Origin of the sequence: Paenibacillus sp. AD87 (assembly GCF_001659845.1) — a bacterium.
GTDB classification, from domain to species: Bacteria; Bacillota; Bacilli; order Paenibacillales; family Paenibacillaceae; genus Paenibacillus; species Paenibacillus marchantiae.
Window position 1 is genome coordinate 34071 of the sequence record NZ_LXQN01000007.1, and the last position, 14459, is coordinate 48529.

17 protein-coding genes and 1 other annotated feature are annotated in these 14459 nt (G+C 46.3%); of the genes, 9 read left to right on the plus strand and 8 right to left on the minus strand.

What is annotated here, in order from left to right; genetic code table 11:
* Positions 1-163: 163 nt before the first annotated feature.
* Both lipA and gpAD87_RS00295 read left to right on the plus strand, forming a co-directional pair.
* On the plus strand, positions 164-1063 hold the full coding sequence (lipA, locus tag gpAD87_RS00290; RefSeq protein ID WP_053783279.1) for a lipoyl synthase: 900 nt from the start codon (positions 164-166) through the stop codon (positions 1061-1063).
* Positions 1060-1461 carry a YutD family protein gene (locus gpAD87_RS00295; protein WP_231952393.1) on the plus strand — a complete coding sequence of 134 codons (402 nt, stop codon included), beginning with the start codon at positions 1060-1062 and terminating at the stop codon, positions 1459-1461. Before lipA ends, gpAD87_RS00295 begins: the two co-directional genes overlap by 4 nt.
* 29 nt (positions 1462-1490) lie before the next feature.
* Here the strand turns inward: gpAD87_RS00295 and gpAD87_RS00300 are convergent, their stop codons facing one another.
* Entirely contained in the window at positions 1491-2294 is an 804-nt protein-coding gene (locus tag gpAD87_RS00300) for an NAD kinase (RefSeq protein ID WP_024634403.1), read from the minus strand.
* 104 nt (positions 2295-2398) lie between these two features.
* On the minus strand, positions 2399-3652 hold the full coding sequence (gene ylbJ, locus gpAD87_RS00305; protein WP_064635693.1) for a sporulation integral membrane protein YlbJ: 1254 nt from the start codon (positions 3650-3652) through the stop codon (positions 2399-2401).
* A gap of 562 nt (positions 3653-4214) precedes the next feature.
* Between ylbJ and gpAD87_RS00310 the strand changes: the two genes are divergently transcribed.
* Both gpAD87_RS00310 and gpAD87_RS00315 read left to right on the plus strand, forming a co-directional pair.
* Positions 4215-4592: a globin domain-containing protein gene (locus tag gpAD87_RS00310; protein ID WP_024634405.1), complete on the plus strand. Its 378-nt coding sequence runs from the start codon at positions 4215-4217 to the stop codon at positions 4590-4592.
* A 36-nt stretch (positions 4593-4628) separates the two neighbouring features.
* Positions 4629-5360 carry a DUF2225 domain-containing protein gene (locus gpAD87_RS00315; RefSeq protein ID WP_064635694.1) on the plus strand — a complete coding sequence of 244 codons (732 nt, stop codon included), beginning with the start codon at positions 4629-4631 and terminating at the stop codon, positions 5358-5360.
* A 17-nt stretch (positions 5361-5377) separates the two neighbouring features.
* On the opposite strand, the gene gpAD87_RS00320 is transcribed toward gpAD87_RS00315, so the two are convergent.
* Entirely contained in the window at positions 5378-5611 is a 234-nt protein-coding gene (locus tag gpAD87_RS00320) for a hypothetical protein (RefSeq protein WP_063566143.1), read from the minus strand.
* A complete protein-coding gene (locus tag gpAD87_RS00325; RefSeq protein WP_064506463.1) occupies positions 5608-5778 on the minus strand; it encodes a YycC family protein in 171 nt (56 codons plus the stop codon). The genes gpAD87_RS00320 and gpAD87_RS00325 overlap by 4 nt, the downstream gene beginning before the upstream one ends.
* Before the next feature lie 118 nt (positions 5779-5896).
* Here gpAD87_RS00325 and gpAD87_RS00330 point away from each other — a divergent pair, with 118 nt between their 5' ends.
* Both gpAD87_RS00330 and gpAD87_RS00335 read left to right on the plus strand, forming a co-directional pair.
* Positions 5897-7696 (plus strand): M3 family oligoendopeptidase, encoded by a 1800-nt coding sequence (locus tag gpAD87_RS00330; protein WP_064635695.1) that lies wholly within the window; start codon positions 5897-5899, stop codon positions 7694-7696.
* A 272-nt stretch (positions 7697-7968) separates the two neighbouring features.
* Complete coding sequence (locus gpAD87_RS00335; RefSeq protein ID WP_063566141.1) at positions 7969-8382, plus strand: hypothetical protein; 414 nt, start codon at positions 7969-7971, stop codon at positions 8380-8382.
* Positions 8383-8460: 78 nt separating this feature from the next.
* Here the strand turns inward: gpAD87_RS00335 and gpAD87_RS00340 are convergent, their stop codons facing one another.
* Positions 8461-8694, minus strand: coding sequence for an alpha/beta-type small acid-soluble spore protein (locus tag gpAD87_RS00340; RefSeq protein WP_063566140.1), 234 nt, complete (start codon positions 8692-8694; stop codon positions 8461-8463).
* A gap of 201 nt (positions 8695-8895) precedes the next feature.
* Positions 8896-9870 (minus strand): aldose 1-epimerase, encoded by a 975-nt coding sequence (locus tag gpAD87_RS00345; RefSeq protein ID WP_064635696.1) that lies wholly within the window; start codon positions 9868-9870, stop codon positions 8896-8898.
* A gap of 246 nt (positions 9871-10116) precedes the next feature.
* Positions 10117-10374 (plus strand) — a binding site (T-box leader).
* A gap of 65 nt (positions 10375-10439) precedes the next feature.
* Between gpAD87_RS00345 and trpS the strand changes: the two genes are divergently transcribed.
* Entirely contained in the window at positions 10440-11432 is a 993-nt protein-coding gene (gene trpS, locus gpAD87_RS00350) for a tryptophan--tRNA ligase (protein WP_064635697.1), read from the plus strand.
* Positions 11433-11542: 110 nt separating this feature from the next.
* Here trpS and gpAD87_RS00355 read toward each other — a convergent pair whose 3' ends face one another.
* Complete coding sequence (locus tag gpAD87_RS00355) at positions 11543-11740, minus strand: hypothetical protein (protein WP_063566137.1); 198 nt, start codon at positions 11738-11740, stop codon at positions 11543-11545.
* A 120-nt stretch (positions 11741-11860) separates the two neighbouring features.
* Here gpAD87_RS00355 and gpAD87_RS00360 point away from each other — a divergent pair, with 120 nt between their 5' ends.
* Positions 11861-12079 (plus strand): alpha/beta-type small acid-soluble spore protein, encoded by a 219-nt coding sequence (locus gpAD87_RS00360; protein ID WP_017692386.1) that lies wholly within the window; start codon positions 11861-11863, stop codon positions 12077-12079.
* A 107-nt stretch (positions 12080-12186) separates the two neighbouring features.
* Here the strand turns inward: gpAD87_RS00360 and gpAD87_RS00365 are convergent, their stop codons facing one another.
* Positions 12187-13167 (minus strand): metal-dependent hydrolase, encoded by a 981-nt coding sequence (locus gpAD87_RS00365; RefSeq protein ID WP_064635698.1) that lies wholly within the window; start codon positions 13165-13167, stop codon positions 12187-12189.
* Between the two features lie 253 nt (positions 13168-13420).
* On the opposite strand from gpAD87_RS00365, the gene cyoE reads away from it, so the two are divergent.
* Complete coding sequence (gene cyoE, locus gpAD87_RS00370) at positions 13421-14350, plus strand: heme o synthase (protein ID WP_064635699.1); 930 nt, start codon at positions 13421-13423, stop codon at positions 14348-14350.
* The last annotated feature ends 109 nt before the right edge of the window (positions 14351-14459 follow it).

The window sequence follows — 14459 nt, forward strand, 5'->3', positions numbered from 1 at the left end:
GCCCGGTGAACCAAGCTATAACCTAGCGTTCTTCAAAAGTCTTCATTTTATCCATGTAAGACATGAATGCACAAGATGTGACAAATGGGGGTTTTTCCAGCGCTTTCATGGTATAATATGTTCCGAGCAACAGCCTAACTTCAGTAGAAAGAAGGTTTATGCATTGGCTAAACGTGTTAAAGAACCGAAACCGGACTGGATTCGGATCAAATTGACAACCGGCGATAACTATCAGGAAATGAAAACGATGATGCGTTCCAAAACGCTGCATACAGTATGTGAGGAAGCACGGTGCCCGAATATTTACGAATGTTGGGCTAATCGGACGGCTACTTTTATGATTTTGGGCGACATTTGCACACGGGCATGCCGTTTTTGCGCGGTAAATACCGGCTTGCCAACGGAACTTGATTTGCAGGAACCAGAACGCGTGGCAGAAGCGGCAGAACAGATGAATCTGCAGCACTGCGTAATTACGAGCGTGGCGCGTGACGACCTGAAGGATGGAGGAGCGACGATCTTTGCTGAGACGGTGAAGGCCGTTCGTCGTCGTTTGCCTTTATGTAGCGTAGAAGTGCTGATTCCGGACTTTTTGGGTGACCGGGATTCATTGCAGATTGTGATGGATGCCAAACCGGACATCTTGAATCATAACATTGAGACAGTAGAGCGGCTATCGGACAGAGTCCGTGCCAAGGCGAAATACAAGCGTTCACTCGAACTGCTTGCTCGTGCCAAGGAAATGCAGCCAAATATCCCGACGAAATCGAGCATCATGCTTGGTGTAGGGGAAGAATATCATGAAATTCTGCAAACGATGGATGATCTGCGCGCTGTGGATTGTGATATTATGACGATTGGTCAATACTTGCAGCCATCAGAGAAACATCTGTTTGTGGAGAAGTACTATCCGCCAGAAGAGTTCGCAGCATTGAAGCAGGAAGGACTAAAGCGTGGATTCAGCCACGTTGAATCTGCACCGATGGTACGTAGTTCCTACCGTGCGCACGAACAGGTAAAATCTGCTACAAAACATGCTGAACAGGCGGCAACACACGCATGATGGAGGATACCGGATTGGAAGAAGATAATAGCACAGAACAGGTTCAGGAATTAGCCCAAGAATCAGCTCAGGACAAACCCCAAGAACCGGTTATTGTTCAAATCGGCGGAAAGAACTATGAAATTGTGCAAAACCACAAAGAAGGCTGGAATCCCGAAGTTTTCCGCGACCGTTACAGCGAAGTGTTGGAGCGGTACGATTACATTATTGGGGACTGGGGTTACAGCCAGCTGCGATTGAAAGGTTTTTACCGGGACAACCATCCCAAAGCAACGAAGGATTCCACGATCTCCAGCATGGTGGACTATATCAATGAATATTGCAACTTTGGATGTGCGTACTTTGTGCTTAAGAAGAGCAAAGATCAGCCTCAAGCCAAAGCAAAAAGCGGTTCCTGAGAAGGACCGCTTTTTTTGTTGCGTATATTTTAGTCCAAAAAAGCTGTGCGAACCCTGTTCCAAAACGGATAGGGCCGGAAACGGGCAAAACTGACCTTGTGACGGGCCACTTGGCAGCGTACGGATATGAGATCTTCCACCATAACGTTTACGTGGTCAATGGTAAGCAACAACCGCTGATCCTTGCGTGAGAAGATATCACAGTGATGATGCTTGGGCAAAATAACCGGTGAACCCAGCGTCCGATAGACACGGTTATTGATCGAAGCAATCTCGGCGATCTGAATAGCCTCGATTGTGGGATGCACCATAGCGCCGCCAAGCGCCTTGTTGTATGCCGTACTGCCTGAAGGTGTCGATACACAGATACCGTCTCCCCGGAACATCTCAAACGTCACATCATTAATGTCGACCTGAGCAACGACCGTACCGTCTACACCTTTTAACGTAAATTCGTTCAGTGCGATATAAGAGGTATTGCCCGACTTTTTACGAATCTCAAGCTCCAGCAGTGGATACTCCACAATTCGTGGTTTGAGTCGTTCCGGGTCGCCTTTGCCGCTCATCAATCGAACCAATTCACGTAATTCTTCCTTCTTCCAATCGGCATAAAAGCCGAGATGGCCTGTATGAACCCCAACAAAAGCAATGTCCGGGATGCGGTCGATGAAATTGTGAAATGCTTGCAGCATCGTACCATCGCCTCCGATGGAGATGACAATCTCCGGCGATTCTGCATCCAGCTTAAACCCTTCCTCTTTTGCCAGCGCATGAAACTGCTGACTGAGATCAATCGATAACTGGTCTCCGCGGTCTTGAACATAGTATCTCAAGATGAAAGCTCCTTTGTGGTCATTATACTACCGATGATAATCAATTCCAGGGAAGAACACAACGTTGGATTGATATTCAGTTGTATATAAACGCACAGGAGGGCTTATTTTTTTATACGTCGAGGTAAGAAAAAGGGACTTAGTAGAGAAAGTATCAGCAGGAAAAGTAATACGCCTCCAAGTACACCTACTCCCGAAAAAAAGATCTGTCCCCAGTCTGGTGTATACGAAAATAATTCTGATTTGGCACCGGTTTGGAACAAAACAGGCCATTCTGAATCACCCATCATCGGCATCCATAACAAAAGTACAAGTATGGGTGCAATGAGAGCATGGATTGCTCTGGCAAACAGAAAGGGGCCATATCTCATCGGTGTGCTGCTCAAGACACTCATAATCTGGGCATGAACAGATAATCCACCCCAGGAGAGGACAAATGCAGCAGCAGCAGCTTTGTATACGAGCGGAATAGAAATGCCCGCCCCTCCTGCTTCTTTGGCTCCCAAAGTGACTTCAAATAATCCGCCTACGAGGCTGTGGGATAAGGCGGGGGGGAATCCCGTATATAAAAGCAGTTGTTCCGTAATGGTGTATAACCCGCCTAGCCATCCAGTTTGAACGAGTAATTCCATCATAACGGAGAAGAATACAACTAACCCTCCTACGATAATAATAAGGCGAAGGGATGAGGAGACTGCCTGGCGCAGCAATTCACCAAATGCCCGTCCATCAGCCTTTCTTGCCTCGTGCATGGCATAAATGGCTCGGAGCAGTCTGTTTTTGTGTACCTCCTCAGAGTCGGAGGGAGAGTTGTTGTTCGGCTGTTTATCCTTTGCGGAGATGCCGCCATGGAACCGCATGAGCAGGCCCACAAGAAATGCAGCACCATAATGTGATGTGACCAGTATGGGAGCAATAGCTACATTATGAAAAAAACCGACCGATACGGCTCCAATCATGAAGATGGGATCGGATGATGTGGTGAAAGCAACGAGGCGTTCACCTTCTTCCCGAGTAAGCAATTTTTGTTCCCACAATTGTGCAGTCAATTTGGCTCCAGTGGGATAACCGGAGGCGCAACTGACGGCAAACACAAAGCCGCCGCTTCCGGGAACGCGAAATAGCGGACGCATCAATGGATTTAAAAGTGTACCCAAAAAATGAACAATGCCGAAGCCAAGAAGCAGCTCGGAGAGCACCAGAAAGGGAAAAAGGGAGGGAAACAGCACGTCCCACCAAATGGATAGTCCACGTACACCTGCATGCCAGGTTTCTGCAGGAAACAGCACCATCAACACACACAGGATCAGGAGAGCTAGTGGGATCAGGACATGGGTGATTCGTTGTGAAGCGGCCATGAATTCTTCTCCTTTATTTTTGGAATGGTCAGTGTGCAGCAGAACGCAGGTGCTTTTGCCATCAATATATGAGACAAAGCGGACAAACAGTACAAATTAATGTTTAGAAAGCGCTTGCAAAAGTGGCTGTGTTTTTAAGAGATGTATGCTAAAATGATAAAAACGCCTGAACGTCACCTAATTACCTTGAAGGTGGAATTAAATCGGATGGAGTGATGATTATGAGTCTTGTCACCGGAATCCTGGTTTGTGCTTTTGTTTATGTTATACGTGCCTCGCTTGTGCGCTCTGAAGAAGAGGACTGGCGAAGTTATTAATGAAATATCTGGTGCGCCAAACCTCTTGTTTGGCGCTTTTTTTGTGCCTTCAGCACGAGATAGACCTGTATGAGTCATGGCTATGTGGGACCATAATCCTTTCATGTTATATAGGACTTTTGGGATTTTTTTGATAGAATGAAGATAAAGGCGTTCGTGGCCTTGTTCTTCAATCTCCTTTCATAATTAAGCATGGGAGTGTAATATATGTCAAAATTCGACACCTGAAAGGAGGGAAAAGCGGAATGAATCCTAGTTTGAGCATCTACGACAATCTTGGTGGAGAGGCAGGCGTTCGCGCACTGGTCGAAGCTTTTTATCCGATTGTTCAGCAGAATGAGAAGCTGGCACCTCTTTTTCCGGAGAATATTCAGCCGGTAATCGACAAGCAATACATGTTTTTATCTCAATTCTTCGGTGGTCCTGCATTGTTTTCCGAGGCTTTTGGTCATCCGATGATGCGTGCCCGCCATATGCACTTTGAAGTGACGGTTGAACGGGCAGAAGCTTGGCTTGCATGTATGGATCAGGCGTTGACACAAGTTGGTGTGGAAGAGCCGTTGCATTCTTTCGTCCTGCAGCGATTGTCGGGGCCAGCACATCATTTTGTGAATACACCTTAGTTCCGATTACGAGCTTGTGGGAGAGGGATGGAATGAGTGGAATTAGAGCCTCTGTATAAGGTAAAGGTGAAGTGTCATTATTGCGAGACCGAGTATGATACCTCACGTGTAAGACCAAGCTTGAAACGGCCATACCGGACAGATTCCGATTTTTGCGCGTACTACAAGCGGGAAAATCCGGATTTCTATGTTGTTCGAATCTGTCCCGAATGTGGATTCGCTTCGACGGAGAATTCGACAGAACAATTAAACGATAAACAGCGCAAGGCTTTTAAGGAGCAGATCGGCAATCGTTGGGTGAAACGAGATTATAGCGGAGCGCGGACACTGGAACAGGCGATGGATTCGTACAAGCTTGGACTGCTGGTTGCGCAGGTTATTCAGGAGAAAGATCGTGTCGTTGCAGGCCTGCTGCATCATATTGCCTGGCTGTATCGGTACATGGAGGATCATACCCAGGAAAACCGTTTTCTTGAATTTAGTCTTGAGGCTTATGTAAAGGTTTATGAACGGGAAGGTACTGGCGGGAATGAAGCCAAGCTTCTTTATCTGTTGGGAGAGTTGAACCGCAGGGTAGGCCGATTCCATGAGGCTGTAAAATGGTTCGGCAGGGTCATTCATGACAAGCGCATTACCGATGCTGCCATGATTCGTGCTTCGCGAGAGCAGTGGGCATTACTGCGGGAACAGATGATTTCGAGCAAGGTGGAATTGCCAGATGAAATGATTGAAGCAGACAAAGAGGCTGCGAAACGCAGCCCCATTTGATAAGTGACAGTTGTTCTTTAATTGCGGACAGGACGACTGGACAGCAGGTAATCACTATCATTGTCGATCACAGTCATGCTGGCATTACAACAAGGAAAGACCAGTAATTTCTTTTTTCCTTCGCGAATGCGTACAAGCTCCTTTGGTTTGAGTGGCAGCAGTACATTGTTTGCATGGCAGTACGGACATTGCTGTACATAAATGTCCCCCATTACAATATCGTAAGGCCAGCTGTTCTCAAAGGGGATCATTCTTGCTCGCCTTCCGTAGAGGCAGGTTTAGCCGCTTCTTCTTTGGCCAACTCGGCGATTTTCTGCATCAGAATATGCTGCGGCATATGCATCAGATGTTCGAGGGGAACACCTAGAGATTCTGCTAATTTGACGGCTGTGTCAGCCGAGACTTGTAAAGGTTTCATACGATTACCTCCTGAAAATAGCTTAAACTATTTCTCTAGTATAGAGATATAGCGCTTATAAAACCAGTTCTAATTCAAGGTTAATTATCCATTCTACTGAGAGAGGTGCCTTATTTAAATGAAAACACCATTACAACCCGTCTGGGATTTGGAGTCCATTTTTAGTGGAGGTTCTGCCTCCGAGTCGTTTGCTGCGTATTTGATTGAGCTGGAGCAGGATGTACGCAAGCTGCAAGCCCTTTTGAAAGAAACACCTGCACCCAAGTCGCTGGAAGAAACGAATACATTTGATCCGATCCTTGAACTGCTGCAGAGCTGTTATATCCGAATTTCGGAAGGGTCGGCATTTGTGTCCTGTCTTTCTTCACAAAACCAAAATGATAAAAAAGCAGTCCAGCTTCAGGGAACTATTAGTTCTCTTGCCGCGATGCTGAATAGTGCCAAGTCCCAATTCGATAATACACTTAGCCAGACGACAGACTCTGTATGGGAAGCATGGATTGCTCGGGAAGATGTTCAGCCGCTTGCCTTTGCACTGAACGAGAGCCGCACGCTAGCTCGTGAGAAACTGTCACCTGAACTTGAAGGTCTTGCGCTGGATCTCGGCGTAGATGGTTACCATGGGTGGGGCAAATTCTATAACACCATTGTAAGCAAGGTTAACATCCCATTTGAACAAAATGGTGAAACGGTGATGTTATCCGCAGGTCAGGCTGCGAATAAGCTGAGCGACAGTGACCGAAATGTGCGCGAGACTGTATTCGCTAACTGGGAACAGGCTTGGACGGATGTCGAAGACTTCTGCGCAGATACCTTAAACCATCTCGCCGGTTTCCGTCTCAAATTGTATGAGAAGCGCGGCTGGGATGACATTCTAAAGGAACCTTTGGCGATCAACCGCATGTCGCGCCAGACGCTCGATACGATGTGGAATGTGATTAATGGAGCGAAACCTGCTTTGGTTCGATATTTGGAGCGCAAGGCGAAACTGCTTGGTGTAGAGAAACTCAGCTGGAGTGACGTAGATGCACCCGTAGGCAAGTCGGGTGGAAAAGTCACATATGACGAGGCAGCCATCAATATTGTTGATCAATTCGCCAAGTTCAGTCCCAAACTTTCCAAATTTGCAGAAATGGCGTTTGAGAAACGTTGGATCGAAGCAGAGGACCGTCCTGGCAAGCGTCCAGGGGGATTCTGTACGTCCTTGCCACTCAGTAAAGCAACACGTATTTTCATGACCTTCTCTGGTACGCCGTCGAATGTGTCGACACTTGCCCATGAACTTGGTCACGGATATCATCAGCACATTATGGAAGAACTGCCGGCCTTGAATCAACGCTACGCCATGAATGTGGCGGAAACGGCATCTACCTTTGCTGAGTTGATTGTAGCTGATGCACTGGTTCAGGCAGCAACGGATGAGCAAGAGAAGCTTGCTCTGCTCGAAGACAAGATTCAACGAAGCGTTGCATTTTTCATGAATATTCACGCTCGTTTCTTGTTTGAAAATCGGTTCTATGAGCAACGCAAACAAGGTTTGGTTAATGCAGATGAGTTGTCCAAGCTCATGGTGGAAGCACAGCAGGAAGCATTCTGTGGTGCGCTTGCATCTGATCATCCGCATTTCTGGGCTTCCAAGCTGCATTTCTATCTGACAGGTGTACCATTCTACAATTTCCCGTATACGTTCGGATATATGTTCAGTGCAGGCATCTACGCTAGAGCACAGGAGGAAGGCACGGCATTTGCCGATAAATACGATGATTTGTTGCGAGATACAGGCCGAATGACGGTAGAAGAACTGGCTCAGAAACATCTAGGTACAGATCTCACAAAACCTGATTTCTGGCAAAATGCAGCGAACCTGGTCATTACCGATATTGATCAATTTCTTGAGATGACAGAATCCGCGAAATAGTATTCCTATATATGAAATGAGGCTGCAATCCTGTGTAAATGCATACGGGGTTGCGGCCCTTTTTGTGTTTTTTAAAGTTAAGGTCCCACTAAATATTTTGTCGCAATTGAGAGAAATAACTCGCTAAAAGGACGCAAAATGGCAATTAATTGTGCAAATTATAGTTATAATTACCCAAGTTTGTTTGACTTTGTTGAATGACCACATTTGTTGTCATATAATGAGTCGTAAGTCCTTGTTTTGTAGGATGAAGTGCATAAAGGAGGAGCGTTATGGTAAAAATTGACCAGCTTTCATTAGCACGACAGTTGGATTTGGTGTTCAAAGAGCTTGATCATGAATTATCAGGGTTAGATTCAGGTGTGGTTTTTGTGCAAATACGAAATAATGTAATTGGGAAGTTTGGGATTCGACATAATCCGATAACCGGACGAGACGGTCAAATGGAAGTGGAGGACGGTGGATTAAACGAAACCCAGCGCTCTTCTTTCCGCGCAATGGCACTGGAAACTTTGAAATTCAAGCGAAATTGGACTCATGGAGAAATTGCATATGATTTTACAGTAAGACAAGGCATGATTCTGGTTGATGCCACGATGGAGTCCAACTATAATATGGCGAACCTGATGATTCGTTATCCAAGAACCAATACATACATGGATTCAGGCATGGAGTCGTCTTCATAATTGTGATGAGCACAGGAAAGCGGCACTTCCGAGGAAGGCCGCTTTTTGTTCTTGCATATACGAGCACAAATTACGAGCTTACGAACGACCCGATAATTGCTGCTCAGCGATTTGGACCAGACGTTTAGTGATGTAACCACCCAGAGAACCTGTCTCACGGGAAGTGTAGTTACCGTAGTAACCGTCTTGGGGAATAGTTACACCCAGCTCTTGTGCAGCTTCAATTTTCAATTGTTGCAATGCTGCGTTTGCTTGGGGAACAACCAGATTGTTGGAGCGGCTTCCGCTACCTTGGTTTTGACCTCCGTACATGTGTGTCACCTCCTTATGGCTTGGTGATGTTAGTATGGTTAGAGAATGAGGAAATATGCATGATATGGCGTAAGGGAAAATTTGGATAAAAGAAATGAGATGTAACATGAAAAAAGCCGACCCAGTATGGATCGGCTACGTAGAATAAAAGGAAAAAATAGGGGCTATGTTCCCTAGAAGGTCCCTGAGAATACAAGATTACTACTCGGTTGGCGGAACAATCTCAATACGTGTAAATAACTCAACGGGCTGTTCAGGTTCAAGACGAATCAGTCCCGTTTGCTCGTCTGTTAAATTCAAATTGGGTGCATCAGGAAGCCAGGTATAAGGTTCAATGCATAGAAATTGATCGGATTCGCCCTTTGTAAAGAGGACCCAATGTTTGAAATATGCTTCATCCGCTGAATATTTCAGCGTATATCCATCCTGTCTGCGCAAGTGAGCTACTGCTGGTTGCCCTTCGGCAGCTTTCAAAAGGGTATCCCAGTTTCGTCCTTGCATGTTCATGCCTTCGTTCAAAGAAGACCATTCTCCGAGAGATTCAATCTCACCAGTAGGCAGTTGTTCTTCATTCTGAGCGTAAATTCCGGACACAGGAAGTTGAAGTGACCATTCGGCAGGTTTGCCGTCAAGCAGAAACCATGTATGATATCCCATTCCAAAAGGAGCAGGAGTAGAGCTCAGATTGGTCACACGCAGACGCTGGCTTAACACCGCGTTTTGTAGTCTGAACGTCATCTCAAGCTTCAAAGGAATTGGAAATTGATCCATCCAATGCTTTTCATTTTCAGTTAATAATTCCGTTGTAATTGCACAGCCATCTTCATCTTCTTCGATGTCGCTGACACACCAGGACTGGCTGCGGTGGAGGCCGTGAATATGGTTGTCATTGGCCGTATTCTGATCGAATTGGTAATGAACTCCCTCATATTCGAATTGTCCTCGATGAATGCGGCCTGGCGGAACAAGAAGCGGAACGCCGAAGTGATACGGCTTCTGCAAATAAAAGGCAAGTTCATCTTCTTCCGGACTGCGAACGACATCGCGGCCCTGCACCAGATCGCGAATCGAAATAATATTATTTCCAAGACGCGGCAGCAGGGTAATCTCCAATTCACGGCTATGTAGGATATACGTGTCGTAACCATTCCATTGGCCTTTGGTCACTTTTTTCATATCGATGCTCCTTTTCCCACTTGAAATCTGTCTGCAAACGACCATTCCTATATGCCGTTGCAGGCGTGTCATTGTGTACATGCCACTTATCCTATTAGCATACCGAATGAATGCTAATAGGATAAGCAATTCCATCATAACAGATTTCTGTGAAGTGGGTAAAAAAAAGCTATTCCCATTTTGACATTCTGCTCCGCGCGGATTAAGATGGTATTCTGAACGATGCGTTTTATCCAATGAATGATAATCAAAGCGATGACAGGGACAAGTAAGCCAAGAGAACTCTCTTCAGAAAGCCGGTGGATGATGTGAACCGGTGTGAACTCTTTACCGAATGGACCCTTGAGTGCTGGTTTGAACAGGCGAAGTCTGATCTTGGACTATCCTTAGTAGAATCGGACGTATACTCCACGTTACGGAGAAATGAAGGCATTTCTTCTACATGATCTAATCAGGTCTAGAGGAATGCGAATAAGGGTGGCACCACGGTCTCACGTCCCTTGCGGATGTGGGGCCTTTTTGCGTTCGCGGAGAATAAGAAGAAAACAAACAGGGAGGCGTTATGTGAAATGAAAACAGTACTTTCGGGAATTCAGCCGAGTGGCAAGCTCACATTGGGCAACTACATCGGAGCAATTAAAAACTTTGTGAAATTACAGCATGATTACCAATGTCACTTCATGGTGGTTGATCTTCACGCTGTAACGGTAGCTCAAGAGCCAGCAGCGCTGCGTGAGCAATCTGAGGCGGTAGCTGCCTTGTTTATCGCAGCTGGAATCGATCCTACGAAATCCAATGTGTTTCTGCAATCCCATGTACCGCAGCACGCGGAATTGGGCTGGTTGATGACTACACTGACATCGATGGGCGAGCTCGAACGCATGACTCAGTTCAAGGACAAATCATCGGGTAAAGATTCCGTTGGCGCCGGGCTGTTTGTCTATCCTTCATTGATGGCTGCTGATATTTTGCTGTATAATGCTGATCTTGTGCCTGTAGGCGAAGACCAGAAGCAGCATCTGGAACTGACACGCGATCTGGCGGGACGCTTTAACCATCGTTATGGTGAGTATTTCACGATTCCAGACCCTTATATTCCACAGGTAGGTGCACGTGTAATGTCGCTGGACGATGCTTCTTCCAAAATGAGCAAGAGTAATCCCAATGCAGGCAGCTACATTGCCTTGCTTGATCCGCCAGATGTGATCCGCAAAAAAATCAGTCGTGCCACAACCGATTCCGGTCGTGAAGTTGTATATGATCCGGCAAACAAACCTGAAGTCAGCAACCTGATGAGTATCTACGCTGAATGCGCAGGTCTGTCATTGAAAGAAGTAGCGGAGCGCTATGAAGGCAAAATGTATGGTCCATTCAAAAAAGAACTGGCTGAAGTGGTCGTATCCGCTATTGAACCTTTACAGGAACGGTATCGTGAGATTCGTGAGTCCGGCGAATTGGCCGACATCCTGGAAACTTCAGCTCGTCGCGCAGAAGCGGTGGCTTCTCAGACACTTAATGCGGTTAAAGAACGTATGGGGTTTGTTCCTAGACGTACGTTGTAGTTGGACGAGGCAAGTAACTTAAAGTAGATGAATTGTTCACATAATAAAGAGGAGCCCTGATGGGGCTCCTCTTTATTATCGTTTCGTACTATACCTATGAAGTTTACCGGTCAAGAGGCGGTTTCCGAGGTGGTACGTGCTTCACGACGCTCTTTCTTTGCGCGAATAACGAATCCCCAGCCGATGTTGGCAACGGATACGACAAACAGTAGCGTAGCCAACCAGCCGGAGTAAGAGATCATAATCGCCGTAACCGCTAACAACATAATCGAAGAGAATGCAAACCATAGCGATAAACCTTTGCTCATTGGGAAAAACCTCCATATAGAAATTTGATGGAATTCCGTATAACCTGAAGCACACGAGCCATAATAATCTTGCAAGCTTGCAATTACATTACAGACACAGATTGAAGGGAGATTTTAAATATGGCTCAAGGATCTCGTTCTAACAACTTGGTGGTACCTCAAGCAAACTCAGCACTGCAACAATTGAAAATCGAAGCTGCACAAGAACTGGGTGTAACTATCCCACAAGACGGTTACTACGGTAACTACACTTCCCGTGAGACAGGATCTCTGGGCGGGTATATCACCAAACGTCTGGTACAAATCGCTGAGCAGTCTCTGGCTGGGTCTGGCAAATAATTATTATAACCAAACAGCAACAAGCAGAAGCCCGGAGCGGAAACGCTCCGGGCTTTCTCGCGCGCATTCGTTCCTATGTCTGATTGTGCCCTTCCGTGCACCTTTCGTCAAGAGCGTGCGGATAAAAGTTTTTTATCCATTTTCTCGTCACTTAACCAGCCGACATACGTATCAATCGTTTCGAAATTTCGATCCATAACGACTACAGCGACAAATGGATATTGTTTGCGGTGTCGATAACGCACATCTGCCCAGCGAACCTTGTATCCTGCTGGTAATTCTTCCACCTCTGCAACAGCATAGGAGGTGAAGTACAGAAACGCAGTGACTTCAGGAGATTTGCGTGAGGCGACGACAGCCGCGTGAGTGGACGATGAAGCATGGAGATTCCAGGTTAGGACGGAATGATCCATTTTGCCAATCTCATAACTGCCGTCTACATATCTTTTCACCACATGCCAGCGGTTCCAGGATATCGTTGGGATGACCATATAATGAGCCTCAGAATTATTTTTGTCGAGTCGCTTCACCTGTCTAACAGCCATAGCACGTGCTATTGTCCGCCATACATAATACAAGCCAATCAAAATATACAGTGAAACAAAGAGTGGAGCAGGGGCGATCAAATCGAAAGCCCATAACAAAATGGCCAGCACATGTGTGGTAAACAGAAACGGATCAAAAATATGAATGATGTTCCAGGCAATCCAGCGCTCTGTAAAAGGTCGTGCTGCCTGGGTTCCATAGGTATTGAACAAATCGGTAAAAACGTGTACGCCTACGGCGACAGCAGTCCAGGCCGCGACGTGTCCAACAGCGACACCCGGGAAGATCAGTGCAATGACTCCGGTGATGAGCAGAACCCATAACAGTAGAAATGGCAATGAATGAGACATACCCCGGTGATTCCGAATGTAGAGCGAGTTACTTTTGAGACGTAACGCAGTGTCGATGTCAGGAGCCTGCGAGCCTGCAATGGTACCAACCATGACCGCGGCTGCGAGCATGGGACTCGTCGCGACAACAGGATCGACATAAGCCAGACCGGCCAAACCAATCCCCATGACAAAATGTGTAGAAGTATCCATAAACGTCTCCTTTGTGTGGTGTATCGTTAATGCGAGTTGCTTCTCTATCTAGGTGATACCCATATATAGTGTATATTATCCGCCTACCGGGAAGCAAAACACCCTAATTTCCAAAGATATGACAAGAACCTGCTCAATTGACAGCAATTGTACGAGCATTGTCAAACTCTTTTTCCTTTTCCTGTGATAAACTTTATATCGGAGGCAGAGAGAGAAACCTCCATGAGATCAAGAAGAAGGGGGATTCACAAGCGTGGACAATCCATTGAGATACCAGGCTTCTTCCGATTCGTCAACACGATCTGCGCCTCCGATGAAATCAGGGACGTGGAAAGATTTTATCCATATTACGAAACCGGGCATTCTTCGAACCAACCTTATTGCGGTTTTTGGTGGCTTTTGGCTTGCATCCCAGTGGGACGTCAACTATGGCAAGATGGTGCTGACCCTGCTTGGAACGGTGCTGATTATGGCTTCTTCTTGTGTATTTAACAATTACTTTGATCGTGAACTTGATCTCAAAATGGAACGTACCCGCAACAGGTCCTTGCCAACAGGACGTTTAACACCCAAAGTCGTTCTATCCTATGCCATTATTTTGGGTGTGATTGGATTATCCGTACTCTTTTCCTTTTCCGGGGTACTTGCCGGATTATGCGGCATTTTTGGCATGTTTGTCTATGTGATTATGTACACCCTTTGGTTAAAGCGTTCGTCGACATGGAGCACCTCCATTGGTGGCCTGTCTGGTGCAATGCCGCCAGTCATCGGGTATGTCGCAGTAACCGGACGTATGGATCTTGGTGCATGGCTGCTTCTGGCCATGTTGTTTTTATGGCAGCCTCCACACTTCTGGGCGCTCGCGATCCGCAGGGTGGAAGATTATCGGGCTGGTGGATTTCCGCTATTACCAGTTGTAAAGGGTATTGAACGGACCAAGATTCAGATGATTCCTTATCTGGTTTTGCAAATCTTTGTCCCGGTTCTCATGTATGCTTACGGGTATGCAGGAATCTTCTATTTGACCGTCTCACTGATACTTTCCGTGCTGTGGCTGTACTATGCACTTAAAGGCTTTAGTGCACAAAACACAGATGCCTGGGCCAAAAAGGTATTCCTTTACTCCATTAACTATCTATCCTTAAGTTTTATATTGATGATTCTGGATACAGTGCACAAATGAGCATTAGGAAATGCTAATAAACATTAGATGGGCACAGGTCCGTGGAACAGCTACAATAACAACAGAGCCCATTGTCGGTTGGGTTCTTGGTATACATATGCATCAAAGT

Excerpts from the sequence above, each read along its gene's own strand:
- gpAD87_RS00325 (WP_064506463.1), bottom strand. The coding sequence starts at position 5,778 with ATGAAACCTTTACAAGTCTCGGCTGACACAGCCGTCAAATTAGCAGAA.
- gpAD87_RS00340 (WP_063566140.1), bottom strand. The coding sequence starts at position 8,694 with ATGTACGGAGGTCAAAACCAAGGTAGCGGAAGCCGCTCCAACAATCTG.
- gpAD87_RS00360 (WP_017692386.1), top strand. The coding sequence starts at position 11,861 with ATGGCTCAAGGATCTCGTTCTAACAACTTGGTGGTACCTCAAGCAAAC.
- gpAD87_RS00295 (WP_231952393.1), top strand. The coding sequence starts at position 1,060 with ATGATGGAGGATACCGGATTGGAAGAAGATAATAGCACAGAACAGGTT.
- gpAD87_RS00320 (WP_063566143.1), bottom strand. The coding sequence starts at position 5,611 with ATGATCCCCTTTGAGAACAGCTGGCCTTACGATATTGTAATGGGGGAC.
- gpAD87_RS00355 (WP_063566137.1), bottom strand. The coding sequence starts at position 11,740 with ATGAGCAAAGGTTTATCGCTATGGTTTGCATTCTCTTCGATTATGTTG.
- gpAD87_RS00365 (WP_064635698.1), bottom strand. The coding sequence starts at position 13,167 with ATGGATACTTCTACACATTTTGTCATGGGGATTGGTTTGGCCGGTCTG.
- gpAD87_RS00335 (WP_063566141.1), top strand. The coding sequence starts at position 7,969 with ATGGTAAAAATTGACCAGCTTTCATTAGCACGACAGTTGGATTTGGTG.
- gpAD87_RS00345 (WP_064635696.1), bottom strand. The coding sequence starts at position 9,870 with ATGAAAAAAGTGACCAAAGGCCAATGGAATGGTTACGACACGTATATC.
- trpS (WP_064635697.1), top strand. The coding sequence starts at position 10,440 with ATGAAAACAGTACTTTCGGGAATTCAGCCGAGTGGCAAGCTCACATTG.
- gpAD87_RS00330 (WP_064635695.1), top strand. The coding sequence starts at position 5,897 with ATGAAAACACCATTACAACCCGTCTGGGATTTGGAGTCCATTTTTAGT.
- gpAD87_RS00310 (WP_024634405.1), top strand. The coding sequence starts at position 4,215 with ATGAATCCTAGTTTGAGCATCTACGACAATCTTGGTGGAGAGGCAGGC.
- ylbJ (WP_064635693.1), bottom strand. The coding sequence starts at position 3,652 with ATGGCCGCTTCACAACGAATCACCCATGTCCTGATCCCACTAGCTCTC.